This is a genomic window from Gordonia caeni, from assembly GCF_039537105.1.
In the GTDB taxonomy this organism is placed as follows: domain Bacteria; phylum Actinomycetota; class Actinomycetes; order Mycobacteriales; family Mycobacteriaceae; genus Gordonia; species Gordonia caeni.
Genome location: NZ_BAAAZW010000004.1, coordinates 185048 through 209103, shown reverse-complemented (window position 1 = coordinate 209103; position 24056 = coordinate 185048). Strand labels below are relative to the sequence as shown.

At 68.4% G+C, this 24056-nt stretch carries 22 protein-coding genes; 10 read left to right on the top strand and 12 right to left on the bottom strand.

Features of this window, described 5'->3' with window-relative positions; genetic code table 11:
• Window positions 1-41 precede the first annotated feature (41 nt).
• Window positions 42-668: a TetR/AcrR family transcriptional regulator gene (locus ABD732_RS08050; RefSeq protein ID WP_344782408.1), complete on the bottom strand. Its 627-nt coding sequence runs from the start codon at window positions 666-668 to the stop codon at window positions 42-44.
• 165 nt (window positions 669-833) lie between these two features.
• Here ABD732_RS08050 and ABD732_RS08045 point away from each other — a divergent pair, with 165 nt between their 5' ends.
• The 4 genes from ABD732_RS08045 to nrdE all read left to right on the top strand — a co-directional run bounded on the left by ABD732_RS08045 (window position 834) and on the right by nrdE (window position 4828).
• Complete coding sequence (locus ABD732_RS08045; protein WP_344782406.1) at window positions 834-1391, top strand: NAD(P)H-dependent oxidoreductase; 558 nt, start codon at window positions 834-836, stop codon at window positions 1389-1391.
• Window positions 1392-1737: 346 nt separating this feature from the next.
• Window positions 1738-1971, top strand: coding sequence for a redoxin NrdH (locus tag ABD732_RS08040; protein ID WP_344782404.1), 234 nt, complete (start codon window positions 1738-1740; stop codon window positions 1969-1971).
• A gap of 94 nt (window positions 1972-2065) precedes the next feature.
• Window positions 2066-2512: a class Ib ribonucleoside-diphosphate reductase assembly flavoprotein NrdI gene (gene nrdI, locus ABD732_RS08035; RefSeq protein WP_344782786.1), complete on the top strand. Its 447-nt coding sequence runs from the start codon at window positions 2066-2068 to the stop codon at window positions 2510-2512.
• 69 nt (window positions 2513-2581) lie between these two features.
• Entirely contained in the window at window positions 2582-4828 is a 2247-nt protein-coding gene (gene nrdE, locus ABD732_RS08030) for a class 1b ribonucleoside-diphosphate reductase subunit alpha (protein WP_344782402.1), read from the top strand.
• Window positions 4829-4944: 116 nt separating this feature from the next.
• Here the strand turns inward: nrdE and ABD732_RS08025 are convergent, their stop codons facing one another.
• The gene (locus tag ABD732_RS08025) at window positions 4945-5469 is read right to left on the bottom strand and encodes a DUF6790 family protein (RefSeq protein ID WP_344782400.1); all 525 of its coding nucleotides are present in this window, start codon (window positions 5467-5469) and stop codon (window positions 4945-4947) included.
• 238 nt (window positions 5470-5707) lie between these two features.
• Between ABD732_RS08025 and ABD732_RS08020 the strand changes: the two genes are divergently transcribed.
• Window positions 5708-7756, top strand: a complete 2049-nt coding sequence (locus ABD732_RS08020; RefSeq protein WP_344782398.1) for a PhoX family protein — start codon at window positions 5708-5710, stop codon at window positions 7754-7756.
• Window positions 7757-7787: 31 nt separating this feature from the next.
• Here the strand turns inward: ABD732_RS08020 and ABD732_RS08015 are convergent, their stop codons facing one another.
• Window positions 7788-8417 carry an LON peptidase substrate-binding domain-containing protein gene (locus ABD732_RS08015; RefSeq protein ID WP_344782396.1) on the bottom strand — a complete coding sequence of 210 codons (630 nt, stop codon included), beginning with the start codon at window positions 8415-8417 and terminating at the stop codon, window positions 7788-7790.
• A 300-nt stretch (window positions 8418-8717) separates the two neighbouring features.
• Between ABD732_RS08015 and nrdF the strand changes: the two genes are divergently transcribed.
• The gene (gene nrdF / locus ABD732_RS08010; protein ID WP_344782394.1) at window positions 8718-9719 is read left to right on the top strand and encodes a class 1b ribonucleoside-diphosphate reductase subunit beta; all 1002 of its coding nucleotides are present in this window, start codon (window positions 8718-8720) and stop codon (window positions 9717-9719) included.
• Between the two features lie 106 nt (window positions 9720-9825).
• Here nrdF and ABD732_RS08005 read toward each other — a convergent pair whose 3' ends face one another.
• A complete protein-coding gene (locus tag ABD732_RS08005) occupies window positions 9826-10590 on the bottom strand; it encodes a helix-turn-helix transcriptional regulator (RefSeq protein WP_344782392.1) in 765 nt (254 codons plus the stop codon).
• Between the two features lie 183 nt (window positions 10591-10773).
• Here ABD732_RS08005 and ABD732_RS08000 point away from each other — a divergent pair, with 183 nt between their 5' ends.
• The 3 genes from ABD732_RS08000 to ribA are packed head-to-tail and all read left to right on the top strand — an operon-like array spanning window position 10774 to window position 13682.
• On the top strand, window positions 10774-11940 hold the full coding sequence (locus ABD732_RS08000) for an LLM class flavin-dependent oxidoreductase (protein ID WP_344782390.1): 1167 nt from the start codon (window positions 10774-10776) through the stop codon (window positions 11938-11940).
• A gap of 57 nt (window positions 11941-11997) precedes the next feature.
• Entirely contained in the window at window positions 11998-12468 is a 471-nt protein-coding gene (locus tag ABD732_RS07995) for a flavin reductase family protein (RefSeq protein WP_344782784.1), read from the top strand.
• Window positions 12465-13682, top strand: a complete 1218-nt coding sequence (gene ribA, locus ABD732_RS07990; RefSeq protein WP_344782388.1) for a GTP cyclohydrolase II — start codon at window positions 12465-12467, stop codon at window positions 13680-13682. The genes ABD732_RS07995 and ribA overlap by 4 nt, the downstream gene beginning before the upstream one ends.
• A gap of 28 nt (window positions 13683-13710) precedes the next feature.
• Here the strand turns inward: ribA and ABD732_RS07985 are convergent, their stop codons facing one another.
• The 8 genes from ABD732_RS07985 to ABD732_RS07950 all read right to left on the bottom strand — a co-directional run bounded on the left by ABD732_RS07985 (window position 13711) and on the right by ABD732_RS07950 (window position 22048).
• Window positions 13711-14391 (bottom strand): DUF4873 domain-containing protein, encoded by a 681-nt coding sequence (locus ABD732_RS07985; protein WP_344782386.1) that lies wholly within the window; start codon window positions 14389-14391, stop codon window positions 13711-13713.
• A complete protein-coding gene (locus ABD732_RS07980) occupies window positions 14388-15326 on the bottom strand; it encodes an AurF N-oxygenase family protein (protein WP_344782384.1) in 939 nt (312 codons plus the stop codon). The genes ABD732_RS07985 and ABD732_RS07980 overlap by 4 nt, the downstream gene beginning before the upstream one ends.
• A gap of 120 nt (window positions 15327-15446) precedes the next feature.
• Window positions 15447-15689, bottom strand: coding sequence for an SRPBCC family protein (locus ABD732_RS07975; RefSeq protein WP_344782382.1), 243 nt, complete (start codon window positions 15687-15689; stop codon window positions 15447-15449).
• Window positions 15690-15693: 4 nt separating this feature from the next.
• The gene (locus tag ABD732_RS07970) at window positions 15694-16587 is read right to left on the bottom strand and encodes an alpha/beta hydrolase (RefSeq protein ID WP_344782380.1); all 894 of its coding nucleotides are present in this window, start codon (window positions 16585-16587) and stop codon (window positions 15694-15696) included.
• Between the two features lie 87 nt (window positions 16588-16674).
• Window positions 16675-17223: a TetR/AcrR family transcriptional regulator gene (locus ABD732_RS07965; RefSeq protein WP_344782378.1), complete on the bottom strand. Its 549-nt coding sequence runs from the start codon at window positions 17221-17223 to the stop codon at window positions 16675-16677.
• A 102-nt stretch (window positions 17224-17325) separates the two neighbouring features.
• Window positions 17326-18120 carry an SWIM zinc finger family protein gene (locus ABD732_RS07960; RefSeq protein WP_344782376.1) on the bottom strand — a complete coding sequence of 265 codons (795 nt, stop codon included), beginning with the start codon at window positions 18118-18120 and terminating at the stop codon, window positions 17326-17328.
• On the bottom strand, window positions 18120-20996 hold the full coding sequence (locus tag ABD732_RS07955; protein WP_344782374.1) for a DEAD/DEAH box helicase: 2877 nt from the start codon (window positions 20994-20996) through the stop codon (window positions 18120-18122). Before ABD732_RS07955 ends, ABD732_RS07960 begins: the two co-directional genes overlap by 1 nt.
• A 5-nt stretch (window positions 20997-21001) precedes the next feature.
• Window positions 21002-22048 carry an ABC transporter substrate-binding protein gene (locus tag ABD732_RS07950; RefSeq protein WP_344782372.1) on the bottom strand — a complete coding sequence of 349 codons (1047 nt, stop codon included), beginning with the start codon at window positions 22046-22048 and terminating at the stop codon, window positions 21002-21004.
• 236 nt (window positions 22049-22284) lie between these two features.
• Here ABD732_RS07950 and ctaD point away from each other — a divergent pair, with 236 nt between their 5' ends.
• On the top strand, window positions 22285-24000 hold the full coding sequence (gene ctaD / locus ABD732_RS07945) for an aa3-type cytochrome oxidase subunit I (RefSeq protein ID WP_344782370.1): 1716 nt from the start codon (window positions 22285-22287) through the stop codon (window positions 23998-24000).
• Window positions 24001-24056: the final 56 nt, after the last annotated feature.

Here is a 24056-nt window from a genome sequence, read left to right as displayed (position 1 = left end):
CGGGCGTCGGGAAAAGGCGGCGAACAGGAGCGGATGGGCGCTCAGGCCAGACCGTCGGCCAGGATCCGGACCAGGCGTTCCCAATCGTCGGCCAACTCCTCCGGCGTCATCCCGACCATGTCGAGCTGGTGCCGGACGGCGATCGCCTCGAGGGGGGCCTGCACGGCGACGGCGACGGTGTCCAGCCGTCCGGAGTAGCCCATCTCGCCGAGCAGATGCTGGACGTGCATGGTCGACATCGCCCAGACCGGGTGGCTGAGCCGGTTCGGGTCGTCAGCGCCGGCCTCGAGCAGGATGTCCAGGTGGTCGACGGTCATCTTCAGGCGTGCACGGCCGTAGGCGATGAGACGCTCCAGCGGCGGGGCACCCGGCCCCAGCGGTTCGGGCCCGGACAGGAACTTCTGTTGCAGATCGCGCTCGGAGTGATCCAGCAGCGCCATCATCAAGCCGGTGCGGTTGCCGAAGCGCCGGAAGACCGTGCCTTTGCCCACCCCGGCGGCGCGCGCGACCGCGTCCATGGTGACGGCCGCGGCGCCGTGATCGTCGATCAGCTGTTTGGCGGCGGTGAGCAGCAACTGCCGGTTGCGGGCGGCATCCGCGCGTTCGGAACCGGCAGCCGCATCGGGCACGATCTGCAGCGCCAGGATGGAACCGGGATCGGAAGTCATGGTTCAACGATAGTCGGTGCCCGTCCGAGGGCCGGTTTCGAACTGATCGGAGCGGCGGCACCGGTGTGTCGGTGATTGGAATCACCGCGCGCTGGAGGATTGTCCGCGTCGCCCCCGCCGTTTGAATGGAGGTCGACCCAATCGATCCCCGAGGAGCTCCCTTTCATGCCGAATCGCCCACTGCGCGTCACCGTTCTCGTCGGAAGCCTGCGCCGCGACTCCGTCAACCGTCGCCTCGCCGAGCTCGCGGTGGCGCACGCGCCCGAGGGAGTCGGGGTGCAGATCGTCGACGACCTGCACCTGCTGCCCTTCTACAACGAGGACATCGATGCCGACGACCAGCGCGGTGCCGCCGTCGAGGAGTTGCGCGCCGCCGTCGGTGCCTCCGACGCGCTGCTGGTGGTGACCCCGGAGTACAACGGGGGATCGCCGGCCGTGCTGCGCAACGCCATCGACTGGTTGTCCCGGCCGTACGGGGCCGGCGCACTGGGCGGACTCCCGGTCGGCGTGATCGGTGCCGCCCTGGGACGCTACGCCGGCACCTGGGCGCGTGACGACGTCCGCAAAGCGGCCGGAATCGCCGGCGCCGAGGTGATCGAGGAGATCGATCTGGGACTGCCGACCGCCGGTCTCGAGGGCGACTGGACCCGCGCGCCCGAGCTCGTCGAGCAGGTCACTGCCGCGCTGGACCGGCTCACCTCGGCGGTGGGCGTCAGCGCCTGATCCACAGCCGCCGCGGCGAACCTGGGGACAGGGTTGTGCATGGCGTGTGGACGGGGTGTGGACGGCCTGTGCAGGGGTGTGGAGACCGACACGCCCAACACGCCGGGACACGCCGGATACGCTGTGGACTACTGCAGATCGACCTGGGACTTTCACGAATGTTATTCACAAGTTCTTGTGGTCACTCGAAATGTCAGACACAAGGTGTAGTGTTCAAGGTGTCCAACGGGGAGAACGTCCCGCGGGGCGCAGCAGGTGCCAGGAGCACCGAATGACATTCCGGTGATTCCCTCGGGGGACGGCTACCGGAGACAAAGAATCCGACCTCGCTTCCAAGGAGACCGCAATGGCCATCACCGTCTACACCAAGCCGGCCTGTGTTCAGTGCAACGCCACCTACAAGGCGCTCGACAAGCACGGTCTGGACTACGAGGTGGTCGACATCAGTCTCGACGACGAGGCTCGTGACTACGTGATGGCGCTGGGCTACCTGCAGGCGCCGGTCGTCGTCGTCGGTGATGAGCACTGGTCGGGTTTCCGTCCCGATCGCATCAAAGCCGTCGCCACCCGCGCAGCGTGAGCGGAGGGCAGTCGTCGTGTCCGTCCTCTCCTCTCCACGGGCCGCCGCGCCCACCGGCTCCTCGAGCCGGGGAGCGGACGATGCCGGGGCTCGGCTGCCGCTGATCGTCTACTTCTCGTCGGTCTCGGAGAACACTCACCGGTTCGTGCAGAAGCTCGGTGCGCCGCTGCGGCGGATTCCGCTGATCGATCGCGACGGCAGCTTCCGGGTGGATCGGCCGTACGTGCTGATCAGTCCGACGTACGGGGGCGGCAAAGCCCGCGACGCCGGCGGTCCGGCAGCCGGCGCCGGTGGCGGTTACGTACCCAAGCAGGTGATCCGGTTCCTCAACAACGAGGACAACCGGTCACTGATCCGCGGAGTCATCGCCGCCGGCAACACGAACTTCGGTGAGGAGTTCTGTATGGCGGGCGACATCATCTCTGCCAAGTGCCAGGTGCCTTATCTCTACCGCTTCGAATTGATGGGCACCGCCGAGGACGTGGAGCGGGTGCGCGCCGGACTCACCGAGTTCGCCGCGGGCCCGGCCTACCGTCGCTGAGCGTTCGCGCACGGCCAGAGTCTCTTTCTCTACTTCTACTTCATTTCATCTCGCTAACCAGGAGTGGTCTTGTCGCCTACCGCAGTTCCCGTGTCCGACGTCCCCGCCGCCGATCCCACCGTGTCGGCGAGCGTCTCCGGCGTGCATTCAGGTCCCGCCGGGCACGACCCGGGCGACCTGGACTTCCATGCGCTCAACGCGATGCTCAACCTGTACGACGAGGACGGCAAGATCCAGTTCGACAAGGACCGGGAGGCCGCGCGGCAGTACTTCCTGCAGCACGTCAACCAGAACACGGTCTTCTTCCACGATCTGGACGAGAAGCTCGACTACCTGATCAAGGAGAGCTACTACGAGCCCGAGGTCCTGAACCAGTACGACCGGGAGTTCGTGAAGCTGCTCTTCGGGCACGCCTACGGCAAGAAGTTCCGCTTCCCGACCTTCCTCGGGGCGTTCAAGTACTACACCAGCTACACCCTGAAGACCTTCGACGGGAAGCGGTACCTGGAGCGTTTCGAGGACCGGGTCTGCATGGTGGCGCTGACTCTGGCCGCCGGTGACACCGCGCTGGCGCGCAACCTGGTCGACGAGATCATCGAGGGCCGGTTCCAGCCGGCCACCCCGACCTTCCTCAACTCGGGCAAGAAGCAGCGCGGCGAGCCGGTCTCCTGCTTCCTGCTGCGCATCGAGGACAACATGGAGTCGATCGGCCGGTCGATCAACTCGGCGCTGCAGCTGTCCAAGCGCGGCGGCGGCGTCGCCCTGCTGCTGTCGAACGTCCGTGAGCACGGTGCCCCGATCAAGCGGATCGAGAACCAGAGCTCGGGTGTCATCCCGATCATGAAGCTGCTCGAGGACTCGTTCAGCTACGCCAACCAGCTCGGTGCCCGCCAGGGCGCCGGAGCGGTGTACCTGCACGCCCACCACCCGGACATCTACCGGTTCCTGGACACCAAGCGCGAGAACGCGGACGAGAAGATCCGTATCAAGACGCTGTCGCTGGGTGTGGTGATCCCCGACATCACCTTCGAGCTGGCCAAGAACAACGACGATATGTACCTGTTCAGCCCGTACGACGTCGAACGCATCTACGGGGTGCCCTTCGCCGACGTCAACGTGAGCGACAAGTACCACGAGATGGTCGAGGACAAGCGGATCCGCAAGTCCAAGATCAAGGCGCGCGAGTTCTTCCAGACCCTCGCCGAGCTGCAGTTCGAGTCGGGCTACCCGTACATCATGTTCGAGGACACGGTGAACCGCTCGAACCCGGTGGCCGGCAAGATCACCCACTCCAACCTGTGCTCGGAGATCCTGCAGGTCTCGACGCCGTCGACCTTCAACGACGACCTCTCGTACTCGCACATCGGCAAGGACATCTCCTGCAACCTGGGGTCGATGAACATCGCCCAGGCGATGGACTCGCCGGATCTGGGACACACCATCGAGACCGCGATCCGCGGCCTCACCGCCGTCGCCGATCAGACCTCGATCGATTCGGTGCCGTCGATCCGCCGCGCGAACGAGGAGGGGCACGCGATCGGGCTGGGGCAGATGAACCTGCACGGTTACCTGGCCCGCGAGCGCATCTTCTACGGCAGCGAGGAGGGCATCGACTTCACCAACATGTACTTCTACACGGTGCTGTACCACGCTCTTCGCGCGTCCAACAAGCTCGCGAAGGAGAAGGGCCGCCCGTTCGCCGGCTTCGAGGACAGCAAGTACGCCAGCGGCGAGTTCTTCGACAAGTACATCGATCAGGCGTGGGAGCCGGCCACCGAGCGGGTGCGCGAGCTGTTCGCCAACGCCGGCAGCAAGGACGACGGCCTGTTCGCCAATCAGGGCATCGCGATCCCGACGCAGGACGACTGGCGAGACCTGAAGGCGGCCGTGCAGCGCGACGGCATCTACAACCAGAACCTGCAGGCGGTGCCGCCGACCGGTTCGATCAGTTACATCAACCATTCGACCAGCTCGATCCACCCGGTCGCGGCGAAGATCGAGATCCGCAAGGAAGGCAAGATCGGCCGCGTCTACTACCCGGCGCCGTACCTCACCAACGACAACCTGGAGTACTACCAGGACGCCTACGAGATCGGCTACGAGAAGATCATCGACACCTATGCCGCGGCGACGCAGCACGTCGATCAGGGGTTGAGCCTGACCCTGTTCTTCAAGGACACCGCCTCCACCCGCGACGTCAACCGGGCGCAGATCTACGCCTGGCGCAAGGGTATCAAGACGCTGTACTACATCCGTCTGCGCCAGATGGCGCTGGAGGGCACCGAGGTGGAGGGCTGCGTCAGCTGCATGTTGTGAGTTTCAGGCGCAGTAACACCTGACTGTCCGGCCCGGCCCTCTCCGGAGGGGCCGGGCCGTTCGGCACTCACCGGACGAACGGTGCGGGGCAGACGTGCGGAGTCCGGCGGCGTTGTCTACGGCGTCGCGCCGCGGTCTGGGGAGGAGACCGCGTCGTTCCGCCGGGCGCGCAGTGCCACGGCGATCAGGGCGCCGATCAGGATGACGACCGCGAAGATATCGGTGCCGGCCGCGACGGCGCGGTCGGTGGTGAACGAGCCGCCGTCGACGAGGTGGCGGATGCCGGCGAGCCCCAGGAATATCGCGCCCGCGAGGGCGGCGGGCGCCGTCCAGGAGCACAGCCGGATGCTGAGCACACCGATCACGCCGATCGCGATGTTCGAGTAGCCGAGTTCGGAGATGAACGGCAGCACCGTCGGGTCGGTGGTGTCGAAGATCGATTCTGCGGTGAACTCCGGGCGGATCGCCTGGGTGAGGCCATCGATCAGCAGGCGCACGCCGGCGATCCAGAAGGTGAACCATCGCAGGATGAGGCCGAGGACGTCGGGATCCTCGCCGCGCCGGCGTCGCACCGAAAGCTCGATGAGGATCGAGATGATTGGGAAGACGACGAAGCAGCCGATGAGGAATCCAGAGTACATGTACAGATGCTAGGGACCCGGCGTGCTCACCGTGGCGAAAGCGGATTACCCGGCATCGCGCGGCGGCTGTCCGAGGATGCGAAATACCGTCCGAATCGCCCGCTGGTCGAGTGCCGCTCGCCCGTCGTTCTGCCGCCGTTCACGACGACGTCGGCGCGCGTTGACCCGCTCTGCTTAGCGTGACTCGCGTATCGGCCCGCAGCCCCGGGCCGTCCCGACCCCCCGGAGGCCCCTTCCCGTGCGCATTCCCCTGCAGTTGTTCAGTTCCGTCGGCTCGGCGGCCGGTCGTTCGGCGCGCTCGCGGATGACCTGTCGGTACAAGTGTGGTGAGGCGTGCTGGCACAACCCCGGCAATACCAGCGACAACGAGTACTTCCGTGACGTCGCGCGGACCGCGCTCTCGCGCCGGAGGGTGCTCACCGGATCGCTCGCCGCGGCGGTGGCGGTGGGCGCCGGCTCGGTGCTCACTGCGTGCGGCGACGACGCCCCCGCGAGCGAGCCGGGATCGGCGGGCCCGCTGGAGGGCATGCGGTTCGACGTCATCGAACCCAACACCGAGGACGCGCTGAAGATCCCGGACGGTTACCGCCAGCAGGTGGTGATCCGCTGGGGCGATCCGGTGGTCCCGGGCGCTCCGGAGTTCGACTTCGAGAATCAGACGCCCGAGGCGCAGGCGGGGCAGTTCGGCTTCAACAACGACTACGCGGGACTGATCCCCGTCATCGGCGAACCGAATCGCTTCTACCTGGTGGTCAATCAGGAGTACACCACCGAGGAACTGATGTTCCGCGGGTACCAGGAGAAGGAGCTCACCGAGCAGCAGGCACGCATCGCGATGGCCGCCCACGGGATCACCGTGCTGGAGGTGGCGGCCAACGACGCCGATGGATCCCTGAAACCGATTGTCGGGCAGCGCAACCGGAGGCTCACCGCGTCCGCTCCGTTCCGGCTGACCGGTCCGGCCGCTGGGAGCGAGCTGGTGCGCACGTCGGCGGATCCGGGTGGACGAACCGTCCTCGGCACCATCGCCAACTGCTCGGGCGGCATCACTCCCTGGGGCACCATGCTGTCGGGCGAAGAGAACTACAACAACTACTTCATGAACGCGAGCGCCGTCACCGAACAGCCCACGGCGGATCGCCTGGAGCGCTACGGGTTCGAAGACGACGGCGACTACCACCAGTGGGGCAGATTCGACAAGCGCTTCGATCTCGCACAGGAACCCAACGAAGCCAATCGATTCGGATACATCGTCGAAGTCGACCCGCACGATCCCACATCGGTGCCGCTCAAGCATTCCGCGCTCGGACGACTCAAGCACGAGTCGGCGAACGTCTACGTCGTGCCCGACGGTCCGGCAGCCGGCACAGTGGTGACCTACACCGGCGACGACGAGCGTTTCGAGTACATCTACAAGTTCGTCTCCAGCCGGAAGATCAGCGAAGGCGACTCCGCCGAGGCCCGCCGGAACAACCTGCGGATCCTGTCCGAGGGAACGCTGTACGTGGCCTCGTTCTCCAGCGATGCGCCGCCGACCGTCACCGGTGCGGCCGGCTCCGGGCGCTGGCACAAGTTGCTGACCGTCGATGCCGACGGTGCGGCCACCTCGCACATCAAGGGCATGACCCCGGCGGAGGTGGCGGTGTTCACGCGGCTCGCCGCGGACAAGGCCGGCGCCACCAAGATGGACCGCCCGGAAGACATCGAGCCGAACCCGGCCACGGGCAAGGTGTACTGCGCGCTCACCAACAACGACAAGCGCGGCACCGACGGCGAACCCGGCGCCGACGCGGCCAACCCGCGCAACGAGAACAAGAACGGTCAGATCCTGGAGATCGACGACGACCACAGCGGTGAGGAGTTCTCGTGGGATCTGCTGCTGGTGTGCGGTGATCCGGCAGCGGCCGACACCTACTACGGCGGCTTCGACAAGACTCGGGTCAGCCCGATCTCCTGCCCGGACAACGTCGCCTTCGATCCGCACGGCAACCTGTGGATCTCCACCGACGGCAACGCGCTCAAGAGCAACGACGGTCTGTTCGCGGTCGCGCTCGACGGTCCCCGGCGCGGGGAGACCAAGCAGTTCCTTACCGTCCCGCGTGGCGCCGAGACCTGTGGTCCGATCATCACCGACAAGCGCGTGGTGGTGTGCGTCCAGCACCCCGGCGAGGACGACGACGCCACCGTCGAGAAGCCGTTCTCGCATTGGCCGGACGGCGGAACCGCGCAGCCGCGGCCCTCGGTGGTCGCGGTGTGGAAGGACGGCGACGGCGCGATCGGGATGTGATCATCCGGCGTCCAGTGGGGGAGCGCGCGGGTCAGTCGAGGCGGGCGCGCAGGATCGGCAGGACGTCGTCGAGGGCGCGGATCATCGCGTCCAGGCGATCGCGGGGCCCGGGTGCGGTCAGGACCGTGTACCGGTCGGCGGCGCCGAGCGGGAGATTGGCCGCGGTGATGTAGGTGTACTCGGTCGGCGGCAGGTCTGGCGGTGCGCCGAGCTTCACCACCGGGCGCCCCCGCTGAGCGGCCATCTGGTCGTACATCTCCTGCGCCTCGTCCAGGACGGACGTGAACGGGGTGCGCGCGACGGCCCACTCGTGCGGTGTGCCGGCCGGCTCATCGGGCCAGAGTTCGATCTCGGCGCGCGGGTACGGGTCGTCGTCGAGCCAGCGGACGACGCGCAGCCGGTCGGTGCCGCGGCAGGCGAGGTGGATCTGCCCGCTGGCTCGCACCCGGTGCCCGACCAGGTTCACCACGGTGCCGATGTCGCAGCGTTCGTCGCCGCCGCCGACCTCGCTGCCGCGGGCGATCAGCACCACGCCGAAGCGGCCGTCGCCGGCCAGGACATCGGCCACCAGCGTGCGATAGCGCGGCTCGAAGACGTTCAGCCCGAGAGGCTCCCCGGGCAGCAGTGGATGCTCAAGGGGAAACATGGGCAGTACCGTCATGGCATCAGCATGCCCCCGCAACCTGGGAATTCGGCGTCAACCGGCGGTGACGCGCCGGTACCGGCGAGTCACCCCTCGACTTGCTGCCGCCGTGGGGCCGCGAGCACGGCGATGCGTGCCCCGTGGACGGCTCGTCCGCCGGGGTCGTCGCGAGCGTCCCGACACGCCCGGCGACCCGAAAGCGGCGACACGCCGAGGCCGGGTGAGACACACCATCTTGTGGTCGCAGAGGCTCTCGGACGCAACGCGTAGTGTTGGAGTCGTTCTGCTTCACCTGACATTCATGAAACCCGAGGTGCCATGTCTGCGTCCGCTCACAGCCCTGCCGAAGGCGCGCCGATCAAGCTGGTCGACCGCGTCAGCGCGATCAACTGGAACCGTGTTCCGGACGAGAAGGACGCCGAGGTCTGGGACCGGTTGACCGGCAACTTCTGGCTGCCCGAGAAGGTGCCGGTGTCCAACGACATCCCGTCGTGGGGCACGCTCACCGACTACGAGAAGCAGATGACGATGCGGGTCTTCACCGGCCTGACGCTGCTGGATACCATCCAGGGCACCGTCGGCGCGGTATCGCTGATCCCGGACGCCACCACCCCGCACGAAGAAGCGGTGCTCACCAACATCGCCTTCATGGAGTCGGTGCACGCCAAGAGCTACAGCTCCATCTTCTCCACGCTGTGCTCCACGCGCGACATCGACGAAGCCTTCCGCTGGTCGGAGGAGAACGAGAACCTGCAGCGCAAGGCGCGCATCATCATGGACTACTACCGGGGCGACGACCCGCTCAAGCGCAAGGTGGCCTCCACCCTGCTCGAGTCGTTCCTCTTCTATTCGGGCTTCTATCTGCCGATGTACTGGAGCTCGCGCGCCAAGCTCACCAACACCGCCGACCTGATCCGCCTGATCATCCGTGACGAGGCCGTGCACGGCTACTACATCGGCTACAAGTACCAGCGCGGACTGGAGGTTCAGACCCCCGAACGGCGTGCCGAGCTGAAGGATTACACCTTCGAGCTGCTCTTCGAGCTGTACGACAACGAGTCCGACTACACCGAGTCGCTCTACGACGAGGTCGGACTGACCGAGGACGTCAAGAAGTTCCTGCGCTACAACGCCAACAAGGCCCTGATGAACCTGGGCTACGAGGCGATGTTCCCGAAGGACGAGACCAACGTGAACCCGGCCATCCTGTCGGCCCTGTCGCCGAACGCCGACGAGAACCACGACTTCTTCTCCGGCTCGGGCAGTTCGTACGTGATCGGCAAGGCTGTCAACACCGAAGACGAGGACTGGGACTTCTGACCTCGATCCGCGGAAGTGAATAGTCCTCGGCCCCGGACAGGGCGGCGAACCTGCGCCGCCGGTCCGGGGCCGAGGCGTTCGTCGATGCTGGACGCCCGCGGGAGGGTCAGCCGGCCGTCAGCTTCTCGGTGAGCACCATCTTCGCGAACTCCACCCGGTTGCGCGCGCCCGTGGTGGCCAGGATCTGACTGACGTGCTTCTTGACCGTGTCCGGCTGGATCTGCAGGACCGCCGCGATCTCATCGTTGGTGTTGCCGTCGGCGACCAGTTCGCCCAGCTCCCGCTGGCGCGGTGTGAGCCGGCTGCGCCAGGACCGCTGCGGACCGCCGGGCAGCGTCTGCGCGAAGACCGACAACTGCCGGGCGAGCAGACTCAAGCCTGCGAGGCGTTCGCCGACGACTTCCTTGCCCTCGTCGTCGAATATGCCGACCATCGCGTGTGCGTTGTTCGCCAGACTCAGGTGCAGCACTGACGCGCTGCGGAGCCGATGGCGGTACAGGAAGCCTTCCAGGTAGTCGACGGCCTCTGAGGGGAGCGATCGCAGCGCCGAATGCGAGATGGCGCGGGTGCGCCCCAGCGCGGCGAACGACTCCCGGGTGGAGAACATGTCGTCGAGGTACCAGCCGGAGTGGTACTCGTCGATGATCCCGGGGATGCGGCCCGTGGTGACCGGGGAGGGGTCGCGGAAAGCCCCGCGGAACGTGGGCCCGGTGAGGAAAGTCGTGTTCGGGAACCGGTAGCGCGCGTGCAGCGCGTCCATCAGCCGGAGCTTGAAGTCCGGGAGGTCGGTGGCGTCTGCGCAATCGTCGAGGACGGCGAAGATCGCGTCGTACTCCGCGCTCGACAGCGCGGTCCGGGGTCGCCGCTGCACGTTGGTCTCCTTCCTGAGTCCGACGTTGTGTTTCTATCCCCCGGATGGTCCGCCCGAGCGCCGGACGGACCGAAGACTCCACTTTGGTGCACTGTGCGCCAGTTCACAGAGATCCTACGGTGAGTTCACCGTCACCGGCCATTGTCTGAGACGGATCCGCACCCACTGATGAGGGAGACTCCCATGACACGACTTCGCTTCGGCTACTTCATGGCCCCGTTCCATCCCGCCGGACACAGCCCGGCCGCCCTGATGGAGCGCGACCTGAGCCTGGTGGAATACCTCGACCAGCTCGGCTACGACGAGGCCTGGTTCGGTGAGCACCACTCGGCGGGCTCGGAGATCTTCGCCTCCCCGGAACTCATGATCGCCGCCGCCGCGCATCGCGCGCCGCGAATCACCTTCGGGACCGGCGTGACCTCGCTGTCGTACCACAATCCGCTCTGGGCGGCCGACCGGATCATGCAGCTCGATCACCTGACCCGCGGGCGCGTCATCTTCGGCGTCGGCCCGGGATCGTTGCCGACCGATTCGATGATGATCGGCCTCGACCCGATCGACACCCGCGAACTGCTGCAGGAGAACCTGGACATCGCCGTCCGGCTGCTGCGCGGTGAAGAGGTGACGGCCAAGACGCGCACCCACGAGTTGATCAATGCCCGGCTGCAACTGGCCCCGTACAACGAGAACGGCATCCCGGTCTCCGTGGCGGCGGTCGCCTCGCCGACCGGTCCTCGACTGGCAGGCACCCACGGGGTGGGTCTGCTATCGATCGGCGCGACGCTGTCGGCGGACGGTTTCGATGCCCTCGGTCATCACTGGGGAATCATGCAGGAACGGGCCGCCGAGCACGGTCAGAGCGTCGATCGCCGCGACTGGACCCTGGTCGGCCTGTTCCACATCGCCGAGACCGAGGACGAGGCGCGCCGCCAGGTCCGCCACGGCATCGAGCAGTGGTTCGACTACTTCCAGAACGTCGCTGCGTTCCCGCAGATGGGTGTGTCCGGTGACCGCATCGACGAGATGATCGACTTCGTCAAGGACGGCGGCATCGGCGTCATCGGTACCCCGGAGCAGGCGCGCGACCAGATCCAGCGCCTGTGGGACCAGTCGGGCGGCTTCGGCTCCATGCTGCAGATGGCGCACGACTGGGCGACGCCGCGGGACTCGCGGCGCTCGGCGCAGCTCTTCGCCGAGCAGGTGTTCCCGTACTTCCAGGGCCAGGCTCAGCCGACCCTCGACGCGGCGGCGCGGGCCCGCCTGGTCCAGGAGGGCTACAGCGCCAAGCAGGTCGCCGCGGTGGAGCACATGACCAAGAAGTATGAGAAGGAACTGGCCGCCAAGGCCTGAGCACCCGTGACCGTCAACCAGATTCAAGATGAGCTCGGTACCCGGTTCCGGGCTGCGATGGCCGGCGTGTGCAGCCCGGTCGCCGTCGTGACCTCCCGCGACGGCGACCGGCCGCACGGCACCACGGTGTCCGCCTTCATGTCGCTGTCGATGGATCCGCCGATGATCGCGGTGGCCCTCGACCAGCACTCCGACCTGCTGTCGATCGTCAAGCGGCACCGGCGATTCGGGGTGAACGTACTCTCGTCCGGTCAGCACGACGTCGCGATGGCGTTCGCGCGCAAGGGCGCCGCGAAGTTCGACGGCACCGTGTGGACCGAATCCTCCGGTGTGCCGGTGATCGATCGGGTCGCCGGGTGGGTAGCCTGCGAGGTGACCGAGCTGGTCCCCGGCGGTGATCACACGGTCGTCTTCGGCAGCGTCGTGGCGGTCGGGGCTCACGACAGCCCGCCGCTGACCTATCACGCGCGCACCTTCGGCACCCACCTGCCGCATCCGGGCGGCACTCGGGGAGGGGAATCCTCATGAACGGTCACCGATCACCGTTGTCGACGGTCGCCGACGCGGCTGCGGCCGTCGCCGGCGGAGGCATGGTGGTGGTCCTCGACGACGCGGACCGGGAGGACGAGGCGGACCTCATCATGGCAGCGCAGTTCGCCGATACGGACTCGGTCGCCTTCTTCGTCGAACACACCTCGGGGCTGTTGTGCGTGCCGCTGGAACGGGCCCGAGCCGTTGAGCTGGGACTGGCACCGATGGTCGCCGACAACACCGACGCCCACGGCACCGCCTTCCTGCAGAGCGTGGATCTGGCCGGCACCGGAACGGGCATCAGCGCCTCCGCGCGGGCGGCGACCGCTCGCGCGCTGGCCGATCCGAGACTGGGACCGGACGCGTTTCTGCGGCCGGGGCACATGTTCCCGCTCACCGAGCACCCGCGCGGGCTGGCAGCGCGCGGCGGTCACACCGAAGCGGGGGTGGCGCTCTGCCGTATCGCGCGCTGCGTCCCGGTGGCGCTGATCAGTGAGTTGGTCACCGCCGACGGCCGGGACATGCTCCGCGGCGCCGACGCGGTCGCCTTCGCCCGCGACCGCGGACTGCCGGTGGTGACGGTGGGGCAACTCCAGGACCATCTCCAGGTGGTGCCGGCCGGGAACGCTCCGGTACCGACCGCACACGGCCGGGCGCACGCCCATGCCTTCGCCAGCGGCGGGGTGGAGCACCTCGCGATGGTGTACGGCGACATCACGGGCCGTCGCGAGGTCCTGGTGCGGATCCACAGCGAGTGCCTCACCGGTGATCTGTTCGGCTCGGCGACGTGCGACTGCGGCGAGCAACTGGCCGCATCGATCGAGCTGATCACTCGGGAAGGCGCCGGCGTGGTGGTCTACCTGACCGGGCACGAGGGGCGCGGCATCGGTCTCGGCAACAAGCTGCGCGCCTACCGTCGGCAGGCCGAGGGCCTGGACACCGTCGATGCGAACCTCGCGGTCGGCGCACCCGTCGATGCGCGCGATTACGCGGTCGCCGGACAGATCCTCGGCCACCTCGGCGTGGACGAGGTCGCGCTCCTCACGAACAACCCGGACAAGGTGAACCGGTTGACCGAGTTCGGGATTCCGGTGGCGCGGCGGGTGTCGATCGAGGTGGCGCCCGGACCCGGGAACATCGCCTACCTGCGCACCAAACGTGATCGGCTGGGGCACATTCTCGGCGGGCTGCCCGAGACCGGAGTCGTGTGAGCTCGCCGGTGTCGGCGAGGGCCGCGGGTCAGGCCGGGCTCGGCGCCGCCGCCCACGGGGGTGTGCCCACCCCGGTCACCCGGACGGTGCCCCACGGGGTCACCTCGGCCAGCTTCGCCGGCACCGGCTCGCTGTCGCCCAGCCGTACGCTCGCGCGGCTCTTGCCATCGGCCTTCAGCAGGGGAGCGCGGTCGCCGAAAAGCATTCCGGCCCAGTGGAAGTGACCGTCGTATCCGTCGACCCGGCCGCGGGCGCGCAGCCGCGCGGTGAACTCCTGATCGCCGACGGCCACCTGCACGTCGTCGTCGAACACCTCGACCTCCACCGATTCGGCGGTGGCCCAGTCGAAGTCGCCGGCGTCGAAGTGGGCGAGCGGGTCGTGCCGGCGGCGCCACCAGCGGGGGCGCGGACCGGGATTCGGGTGGGCCTGCACCGGCGGCCGGACTCGCACCCCGTACGCGCCGCCCAGGTGGGCTTCGGTCAGCGCGGCCACCACGTAGTCCACCGACTCGTCACGGCAGTAGAAGACGTCGGGGGTCTGGGTCGCCGCGACCGTCAGATGGTTCGGTGCCGGCGCCGGCCGGTCGGTGACCACCAGATCAGCGTCCTCGGGCGACTCCACGATCCGGAACGGCACCGGCGAGTGCTCCAACCGGCGGGCCACCGCGGCGATCGCGGACGAGGTACCCGTCAGGGCGATCGTGGTCACGGCAGGAATCCGGTGCGGCGCCAGAGCCGTTCGCCGATCGGCCCCATCAGGTCGGCCTGCCGGAGGAAGGCCGCCAACGGTGCGAACGACAACAGTTGCGACTCACGGAAGTAGGGGTTGGCGCGCGCGATCCGGGTGACCTCGCGCGGATTCGGCAGGCCGGCGCGCCGGTACATCTCCGGGTTGGTGAACAGGCGCCGGAAGACCGGGCCGCCGAGGCCGTGCAGATTCGCCGACAGCAGTGTCTCGGTGCGGGAGCGGATCGGCATGCGGCGCAGCACGCCGTCCCGGGCGAAGCCGATGTGCCGCGCCTCCTCGGTCACATGGATCTGCATCAGCCGCGCCACGATCGGCTGGAGTTCGGGATCGTCCTTGATCACGCGCTGCAGGGCGTCGAACAGCTCCTCGCCGACCAGCGTGACCACCCACAGCATGGTGCCTCGCATGGTGAGCGGCAGGACGTGCATCACGGCGCGTTCCCAGCGCCGCATCGCAAAGGCGCGCGCACCGACCCGCTCGATCACCTTGCCGAACATGGTCATGTGCCGGCACTCGTCGCCCATCTCGGTGAGTTCGTAATGCGACGTGGCCGCTGCCGGGTCTTCCCGCATCAGGCGGATCAGCAGCGCCCGATTGAGCAGATTCTCGAACCAGATCCCCACCGACAGGATGTTCGCCAGTTCCTGCCGGGACAGTTCGATCTGCTGCTCGGTGGTCATCGACTCCCACAGGTCGGTGCCGTACAGCGTCACCACCTTCGGCGGCAGGAAGAACTTCCCCTCCTCGAGCGGGGCATCGAAATCGAGGTCGACGATCGGGTCGTAGGAGCGATTCGACGAGCCTTTCAGCAGTCGTCGGGCTACTCCGAGGCGAGCGTCACGGTCGTAGTCGCCCCGTTCGGCGTGTCCACGTCGACGGGTATCGGTACTGGTCACGGCTGTTCCTCCGGTCTTTCCCGAACTCTATGACCGGAAGAGGAAGGTGTCAACAGTCAATGGCACAATCGGTAATGAGTGTGTGGCGGCAGGCGGTCGTGCCGAAGGCGCCACGTGGCGCTAGGGTTCGGCGACGACGTCCGCGAGTCGTGGCAGCACCGTGTTGTTCCAGCCGCGCTCGAGTGCGTTGCGCGCCATCTTCTGACGGCGGTCGGTCAGGTCGAAGCCGCTGATGTGCAGCAGTATCCGGGTGCCCCTTCCCTGGGGTCGCAGCTGCCAGTCGACCAGCCAGCGCGCCGGCGGGTCGCCGCGCAGGTCGGTCCAGCTGTAGGTGAGCTGGTGAAGAGGAGGCGGTGCGACCACGGGGTCACCCGAGAGTGTCGGAGAAGAACGCGACCGCGGTCTCGGCTGCTTCGGCGAAGTTCTCCTCGTAGACGCTGAAGTGACTGCCGCCCAGGATCTTCAGGTGCTTGGGGCCCACGACCGTGTGGTGGGCGCGGAGCGCGAGATCGACGGGAGTGAGAACATCGCCGTCGGCGACGATGAACTGGATCGGTGTGGTGCCCAGACGCTCGGCGAAGGCTTCCGGAGTGTAGGTCCGCACCTTGTCGATGCTCGACACCGTCACTTCGTTGCGCCAGGTGCTGATCTGCGGGCCGTTCGCCATCAGCCACTCGTAGACGTCGGCGCCGGGCATCGCGACCATCTCGGTCGGGTCCGCCGAACTGGACGGGATGGTGAGCGGAGCCGCTCCGGCCGACTGTGCGCGCCTGTCGGCGGCGATCGTCTCGTCGACGATCGGCCACATGGGGGCCGGGATCAGCCGCTCGAGAGTCGGAGCCCCGGCGGTGAGGGGAACCTGGGCGACCACAGCCTTGACGCGGTGGTCGACGGCGCCCACGACGATGGCGTGGCCGCCGGCGAAGCTGGTGCCCCACACGCCGATCCGGTCGGCGTCGACGCCGGGAAGCGACTCGGCGAAGGTGACGGCATCTCGGTAGCCCTCGACCTGCCGCCAGGGATCGACTTCCTGTCGCGGCTCACCGTCGGAGTCGCCGAAGCAGGCGTGGTCGTAGACCAGGCATGCGAACCCGGCGTTCGCCAGGGCCTCGGCGAACGGGCGGACCCACTCCTTGTGTCCGGCGAACCCGTGAGCCATCACGATCGTGGGCTGTGGGCTGCTGTCGTCGCCGGTGATGAACCAGCCCCGGAGGGTGGTGCCGAGGCTGGCGAACTCGACGGAAGAAGTGGTGAACGGCATGGCGACTCCTCTATTACGTGACAGTGTGTCACGTAATGGGAGGTTACCGCCGTCGCGGCAGTGGAGGCGCGGGAACGACGATCTCCCTCATCGGCCGGCCAGCACCGCCAGTGCCGCCTGCACGGTGTGCTCCACCAAGTCGTCGTCGATCCGCCCGAGAACGGGCAGACAGGCCCGCATGAGGAACGGGCCGGTGATCAGATCGCAGATCCACTCGTTGTCCCAGCCGGCCGCGATCTCTCCGCGCGCTTCGGCGCGTTCGAGGATCTCGGCGGTGGAACGGCGGCGCGGCATGAGGAAGGTGTCGGCGAAGCGGGCCGTGGCCTCCGGATCGACGTCGAGGTCGGCCAACAGCCCCGAGACGGTGGCGCCGAGCACCGGGTCGCAGAAGAGATCTCGCTGGTGACGCTGAAGAGCACGCAGGTCCGTCTCGAGGCCGCCGGTGTCTTCGCCGCTGACATCGAGCCCGAATCGATCGATCAGCACCGCGGTGGCCAGCGCGGCCCGATTGGGGTATCGGCGATACAGGGCGGGCTTGGACACGCCCGCCCGCTCGGCGACCTGGGTGAGTGACAGCGCCGCGTAGCCGCCCTGGACGAGCAGCTGCGCGGTGGTGTCGATCAGTGCGCGATCCACCGCCGTGCTTCTCGGTCGTCCGGCCATGAGATCTCACCGTAGTCGCAGTCGGCGACAGAGCCGGACACCTGAACGTCGGATTCGCGAGCAGACGGCCGGTCGTCAGCGGTGGTCCCGCAACACCGCGTAGAGCTCGGCGAGGTCGTCGACGGCCTCGCCCATCGCGGTGGCGCCGACGCCGGAGGCGCGCAGCGCGCTGCGGAGCGCGGCCGCGTCGAGTTCGGACAGCGCGTCGACGCGGGGGAAGGTCGGCGGTCGGGGGATCCGAACGCGGTCGCCGTAGAAGGATTCGGCGAGCTCGACCGATGAGGCGGGTTCGGCCGGAGTGGCCGGTGCACCGGGGGAGGCCTCCCCGGCCGCAGACTGGTCGGTGGATTCGCGGTCCTGCGCCAGAGCCAGCAGGTCGGGCAGGTCGGTGCCCATCACGCGCAGCAGGGTGACCGGTTGCTTGTCGATCTGCGCGGACACCTCGAAGGCCACTGCGAGCACGTGGATGCAGCGCGGGGCCTCGTCCGGGCATGTGCACGACGACGCGACGTCCGCGGACTCAGTGGGTGCGATCAGGGCGCCGAGGGCGGCCGGCTGTTCGCCGCGGGCCAGCGCCAGCAGCGCGTCGACGTCGCCGGTCCGGCGCAGCAGGTCCACCACGGTCTGCGCGTCCACCGTGCGTGGGACCAGCGCCACCTCGAAGGGCTCGAGCTGACTGCCGCGGACCGCGGCGGTGACCTGTCCCGGGGCGATGGCCAGGCCGTCGACGTGATGGTCGCGGAAGTAGCGCCGCGCGCCGGTCAGATGCCGGTGATCGGCCCCGGCTTCGACCACGGCCGCGAATGCGCGGCCCCACGAGGTGATGCCGTATCCGCGTACCGGGGACCGGGATCGCTTGCGCTGAGCCACTATTCGCCCACCGCCTCGTCGCGCAGGGCGAGCAGATCCAGCAGTGCGTCGTCGCCGAGATCGGAGAGCCAGCTCTCCCCGGTAGCCACCGTCAGCGACGACAACTCCCGCTTGGCGGCGATCAGTTCGTCGATCCGTTCCTCCAGCGTCCCGATGCACACGAACTTGCGGACTTGCACCGCCCGCGTCTGGCCGATTCGGTAGGCGCGATCGGTGGCCTGTTCCTCGACCGCCGGATTCCACCAGCGGTCGGCGTGGATGACGTGATTGGCGGCGACCAGATTCAGGCCGGTACCGCCGGCCTTGAGCGTGGCGACCAGGATGGGGGGACCACAGTCCTCGGCGAATCCGGTGACCAAGCGGTCGCGGTCGGTGCGCGAAAGGCCGCCGTGGAGCACCGGTACCTCGCGGCCCAGGATCGGTGCCAGCCACTGGCTCAGCAGGTCTGCGAAGGCCGCGAACTGGGTGAAGATCAGGGCGCGGTCGCCCTCATCGACCAGCGTGGTGGCGATGTCGGCGAGGAGTTCCACCTTTCCCGACCGGTGCCGTCCCTGCCGCAGCATGGGTGAGCCGTCGCCCAGGTAGTGGGCGGGATGGTTGCAGACCTGCTTGAGCCGGGTGAGGGCGGCCAGCACGGTCTGGCGGCGGTGGCCGTGGTGCTGTTTGTCGGCCAGCGCCTGGTGCAGCTCGTCGAGGATCGCCTGGTACAGCCCCGCCTGTTCGGTGGTGAGGTTGGTGCGCACCATCAGCTCGGTCTTCTCCGGCAGATCGGCGGCGACCGCCGGATCGGTCTTCAGCCGGCGCAGCACGAACGGCCGGGTCATCGCGTTCAGCCGATCCAGGGCCTGCGGATCGCGCTCGCGCTCGATGGGTTCGGCGAACCGCGACCGGAACGACGACGCCGTGCCCAGCAGGCCCGGATTCACCAGGTCGATCACCGCCCGCAGATCCTCCAACCGGTTCTCCACCGGGGTGCCGGTCAGCGCGATCCGCCGCCGGACGTCGAGTGTGCGAAGGGCTTTGGCCGCCGCGGTGCGAACGTTCTTGACGTGCTGGGCCTCATCGACCACCAGTAGATCCCACGGCAGACCGGCGAACTGCTCCCGATCGCGGGCCAGCGTCGCGAAGGTCGTCACCACCATGTCGGTGCCCGGCGAGAAGCGTGCGGTGCCCCGTTTCGGTCCGTGGTGGACCACCACCGACAGCCCCGGCGCGAACCGCTCCACTTCGCGCTGCCAGTTGCCGATCACCGACATCGGGCACACCACCAGCGCGGGCGGCGCCGTGGGCTCGTCGGTGCGCCGCCGCGCGATCAGGGCGATCACCTGGACGGTCTTTCCCAGCCCCATGTCGTCGGCGAGGACCCCGCCTGCGCCAATCCGTCCGAGCGCGTGCAGCCAGTCCAGGCCGCGCTGCTGGTAGGGGCGCAGCGTGGCGGTGAGCGAGTCCGGCGGTGCGACCGGTTCGGGACGGAGCACGCCGGTCGCGGCGACGTCGTCGAGCCAGCCCAGCCCCTGCACGCTGCCGACCGGAACGGGCAGCCGGTCGTCGGAGGCCGTCACCAGATTCATCACCTCGGCCAGATCCAGGCCGTCGCCGTCGCCGGTCGCTTTCCGGGCGGTGAGGAAGGCGGCGGCCCGGCTCAGCGCCGAGCCCTCGGCGCGCACCCACTGGCCGCGGACCCGCACCAGATCTCCGTGCTGGCGGGCGAGCTCGTCGAGGTCGTCCTGGCCGAGCGGGCCGCTGCCGTCGCCCAGCGCCAGGCGCCACTCGAAGTCGGAGATCTCGTCCAGGCCGACCATGCCGGGGCGGGCACCGCCGCCGGGAACCTGCGTGCCGCGCAAGGAGATCGTCGGTGCCACCACCGCCACCGTGCGCGGCAGCAGCACCGTGGCCCCGATCGCGCCGACGGCATCGGCACCGGTGGCGAAGAAGTCCGCCACCTGGGAGGTGGTGAGCAGGAAGTCGAGGTTCTGCGGATCGGTCTCGGCCCTCGACAGCTCGCCGAAGACCTGCACGGCCGAGGCCAGTTCGGTGGTGAGCTCATCCAGCTCGTGGGCGCCCATGCGGTGGGGAACGACCGGTTCGGTGCGGCCGTCGGGGAGTCGCCGGCAGACCTGCAGGCGCCACCGGACCTGATCGGGGGGCGGGGGCGGCACCGACGGCTCGTCGTCGGGCTCGTGCAGACGCAGCACCAGGGTCGCGCCGTCGGCGCCGCCGGTGTCCAGCCAGCTCTGCCACGCCGCGGCCGCCGCACTCGCGCCCGCCGGCAGGGGCACGGCCACCTCGGCGGCGAGACCGTCGATCACCGGGATCCGGGAGCGGCCCCGCTCGGCGGTCAGCAGCCGGCGGCATTCCGCGTCGACCACCTCGGTGACGAAGTCGGTCAACGCCCCCGCGCCGCCGTGCGCGATCAGCGCCGGCGGAGCGCTGGCCGCGATCACCGTCTGCCAGCCCCGAAAGGCGGGGACCGGCAGCGGGCACCATTGGACCGCGAGATCGTCACCGGCCGCCCGGATCCCGGGGGCGACGGCGCCGGCGTCGCGCAGACCGCGCGCACCCGCGAGCAGGTACCGGTAGAAGGCGACGTCGCCGCCGACGGCCAGAAACTCGCAGCGATCGAGCAGTTCGATCGCGGTGGGGATGCCCAGGGCGACGGCGCGCCGGAGACTGCGGGCGCCGTCCGGGCCGGTGTGGTCGACGGTGTGCCGGAGCCTCCGGCGCGCCAGCAGGTCGGCCACCGAATCGGGGAGGTCGGTCAGATCGCCGAGCGGCCGGGTCTCGTCCGGCCCGATCGGCTCGCCGTCCGGCCACAGAGCGAGCCCGAGCCCCGGACGCCACAGGGCCCGAAGCCCCAGCGCGGAACGCGGGTGCAACGGTGCTATCCGCCGGCGGAACTGGAGTTCAGCGAGTTCTTCAGGTCGTTGAGGACCAGCCAGGCCGCGGCGAGGCCGGAGGTGCGGTACCAAACCGTGTCGTCGACCCACATCACGCGCTGCCAGCTCGGCGCTCCCATCTCCTGCCAGGAGTCGCTCTCGAGCACGTCGATACCGCGCTGCATGCCTTCGTCGCCTTCGCCGCTCACATAGATGAGGTCGCCGTCGGCGTCTCGGAAGTTCTCCTCGGTGACGATGACCGGCTCCGCTCCACGCTGGGCCGCCGGGCGCTGCGCGCCCACCTGCGCCAGGATCGAGGCGCCGAAGCTCCCGGTGCCCTCCAGGAGCTCGGCGCGGGCGGTGAAGCGGACCAGCGAGACCTGGCTGTGCGGGGCGTCCATCACCCGGCCCACGCGGGTGGCCTCGGCGTCGAACTCCGCGAGCCGCTCGGCGGCGGCGTCCGAGCGCTGCAGCGCCGCGGCGACCTCGGTGAAGGTGGTGCGCCAGTCGCTGTCGGTCGAAACCGTCGCCACCCGCGCGGACCCGAGGGCGCCGGACTCGCGGAGACCGGTCACGTCGCCGGCGGTGTCCGGGGTCGCCAGCACCAGCTGCGGGGCGGCCTGGGCCACCTGTTCGCGCGAGGGGCGGTCGCCGATGGTGGGGACCGCGGCGAGCTCGGGGCCCAGGTACTCGGGGATCGAGCCGTCCGGTGCGGTCACCGCACGCACCTTCGGGCCGATGCCCAGGGCGCAGACGGCATCGAGCAGCGCCGGGTCGGTCACGATCACGCGGGAGACGTCGGTGCGGCCGGGGTCGGGGGCGGTCGGCGCCAGGCAGGTCTCGGCGAAGTCGCGTCCGGCGCTGACGATGTTGGCCTCGGCGATCCGGGAGGTGACCGTCGAGATCACCTGGCCGTCCGGGGTCCGCAGGGTGGTGTCCTTTTCGGCGCAGGCCGTCAGCGCGACCGAGGCGGCGGCGACGACGGCCGCTGCGGTGAGCAGGCGCCGCGAACGGTGCGGGCGGGCCGATCCGGTCTCCGAGTATGCGAGCACGCGCCTACGCTAGCAGAACTGAGGGGGCCCGAAGCGGCGGGCGCGTCGGTTCTACGCCCGCCGCGACCTGCGGATATCGGGGGTACAGTGATTCGAGTACGACAGATCGTAGGACCCGCGCGGTGGACGGCTCCGCTCTGGTTTACGATCAGAGGCGAGCGCTGGCGGCATCGTGTCGTTTCGGTGCCTTGCAGGGTTAGAGTCCAGGCGTCGCCCGGCGCCCAGGAGGAGGATCTGTGACCGCGGTAGACCAACCGACGACCGAGGTGACTCCGGTTCGTCCGTACCCAGAGCGCTACCAGCGCAAGGGTTCGTTCTTCTACAAGATGATCACCACGACCGATCACAAGTTGATCGGTCAGATGTACATGGTGGCGTCGTTCGGCTTCTTCCTGGCGGGCGGCTTGATGGCCCTGCTGATGCGCGCCGAGCTGACGCACCCGGGACTGCAGTTCCTCTCGAACGAGCAGTTCAACCAGCTTTTCACCATGCACGGCACCGTGATGCTGCTGATGTACGCGACGCCGATCGTCATCGGCTTCGCCAACTTCGTGCTGCCCCTGCAGATCGGCGCTCCGGACGTCGCCTTCCCGCGACTGAACTCGATGGGCTTCTGGCTGTTCCTGTTCGGCAACCTGGTGGCGCTGGGCGGGTTCCTCACCCCCGGCGGCGCCGCCGACTTCGGCTGGACCGCCTACTCGCCGCTGAATGACGCGGTGCACGCGCCGGGCCTCGGCGCCGACCTGTGGATCCTGGGTCTGGGTGTCGCCGGTCTGGGCACCATCCTGGGTGCGGTCAACATGATCACCACCGTCGTCTGCCTCCGTGCGCCCGGTATGACCATGTTCCGCATGCCGATCTTCACCTGGAACATCCTGGTCACCAGTGTGCTGATCCTGCTGATCTTCCCGCTGCTGACCGCCGCCCTGATGGGTCTGGAGGTCGACCGCCAGTTCGGCGCCCACCTCTACGATCCGGCCAACGGTGGTGTGATCCTCTGGCAGCACCTGTTCTGGTTCTTCGGTCACCCCGAGGTGTACGTCATCGCGCTGCCGTTCTTCGGCATCGTCTCCGAGGTGTTCCCGATCTTCTCGCGCAAGCCGCTGTTCGGTTACTCGGGTCTGGTCTACGCGACGCTGGCGATCGCCGCGCTGTCGGTGGCCGTCTGGGCGCACCACATGTACGTGACCGGCGCGGTCCTGCTGCCCTTCTTCTCGTTCATGACCTTCTTGATCGCGGTGCCGACGGGCGTGAAGTTCTTCAACTGGATCGGCACCATGTGGAAGGGCCGAATCACCTTCGAGACACCCATGCTGTTCTCGGTGGGCTTCATCGTCACCTTCCTGTTCGGTGGCCTCACCGGTGTGCTGCTGGCCAGCCCGCCGCTGGACTTCCACGTCTCCGACACGTACTTCGTCGTCGCGCACTTCCATTACGTGCTCTTCGGCACCATCGTCTTCGCGACCTACGCCGGTATCTACCTGTGGTTCCCGAAGATGACCGGTCGCATGCTCGACGAGCGCCTGGGCAAGTGGCACTTCTGGCTCACCTTCATCGGGTTCCACCTCACGTTCCTGGTCCAGCACTGGCTGGGTAACGAGGGCATGCCCCGCCGGTACGCCGACTACCTGCCGAGCGACGGGTTCACCACGCTGAACATGGTCTCCACCGCGGGTGCCTTCATCCTGGGGCTGTCGATGTTCCCGTTCCTGTGGAACATCTTCAAGAGCTACCGCTACGGCGAGGTCGTGACGGTCGACGATCCGTGGGGCTTCGGCAACTCGCTCGAATGGGCCACCAGCTGCCCGCCGCCGCGGCACAACTTCACCGAGCTGCCGCGGATCCGTTCGGAGCGGCCGGCCTTCGAGCTGCACTACCCGCACATGGTCGAACGCATGCGTTCGGAAGCGCATGTCGGCTGGGGCAGCGACAAGCACGCCGACGCTCACTGATCGGCCGAACACCAGACGCGCCAGGCCCGCCCGAGGACTCCTCGGGCGGGCCTGGC

Bases quoted from the DNA above. Each gene is read 5' to 3' on its own strand.
- ABD732_RS08050 (WP_344782408.1), bottom strand. From the start codon at position 668: ATGACTTCCGATCCCGGTTCCATCCTGGCGCTGCAGATCGTGCCCGAT.
- ABD732_RS08045 (WP_344782406.1), top strand. From the start codon at position 834: ATGCCGAATCGCCCACTGCGCGTCACCGTTCTCGTCGGAAGCCTGCGC.
- ABD732_RS08040 (WP_344782404.1), top strand. From the start codon at position 1,738: ATGGCCATCACCGTCTACACCAAGCCGGCCTGTGTTCAGTGCAACGCC.
- ABD732_RS08025 (WP_344782400.1), bottom strand. From the start codon at position 5,469: ATGTACTCTGGATTCCTCATCGGCTGCTTCGTCGTCTTCCCAATCATC.
- ABD732_RS08015 (WP_344782396.1), bottom strand. From the start codon at position 8,417: ATGACGGTACTGCCCATGTTTCCCCTTGAGCATCCACTGCTGCCCGGG.
- nrdF (WP_344782394.1), top strand. From the start codon at position 8,718: ATGTCTGCGTCCGCTCACAGCCCTGCCGAAGGCGCGCCGATCAAGCTG.
- ABD732_RS08000 (WP_344782390.1), top strand. From the start codon at position 10,774: ATGACACGACTTCGCTTCGGCTACTTCATGGCCCCGTTCCATCCCGCC.
- ABD732_RS07995 (WP_344782784.1), top strand. From the start codon at position 11,998: ATGGCCGGCGTGTGCAGCCCGGTCGCCGTCGTGACCTCCCGCGACGGC.
- ribA (WP_344782388.1), top strand. From the start codon at position 12,465: ATGAACGGTCACCGATCACCGTTGTCGACGGTCGCCGACGCGGCTGCG.
- ABD732_RS07970 (WP_344782380.1), bottom strand. From the start codon at position 16,587: ATGCCGTTCACCACTTCTTCCGTCGAGTTCGCCAGCCTCGGCACCACC.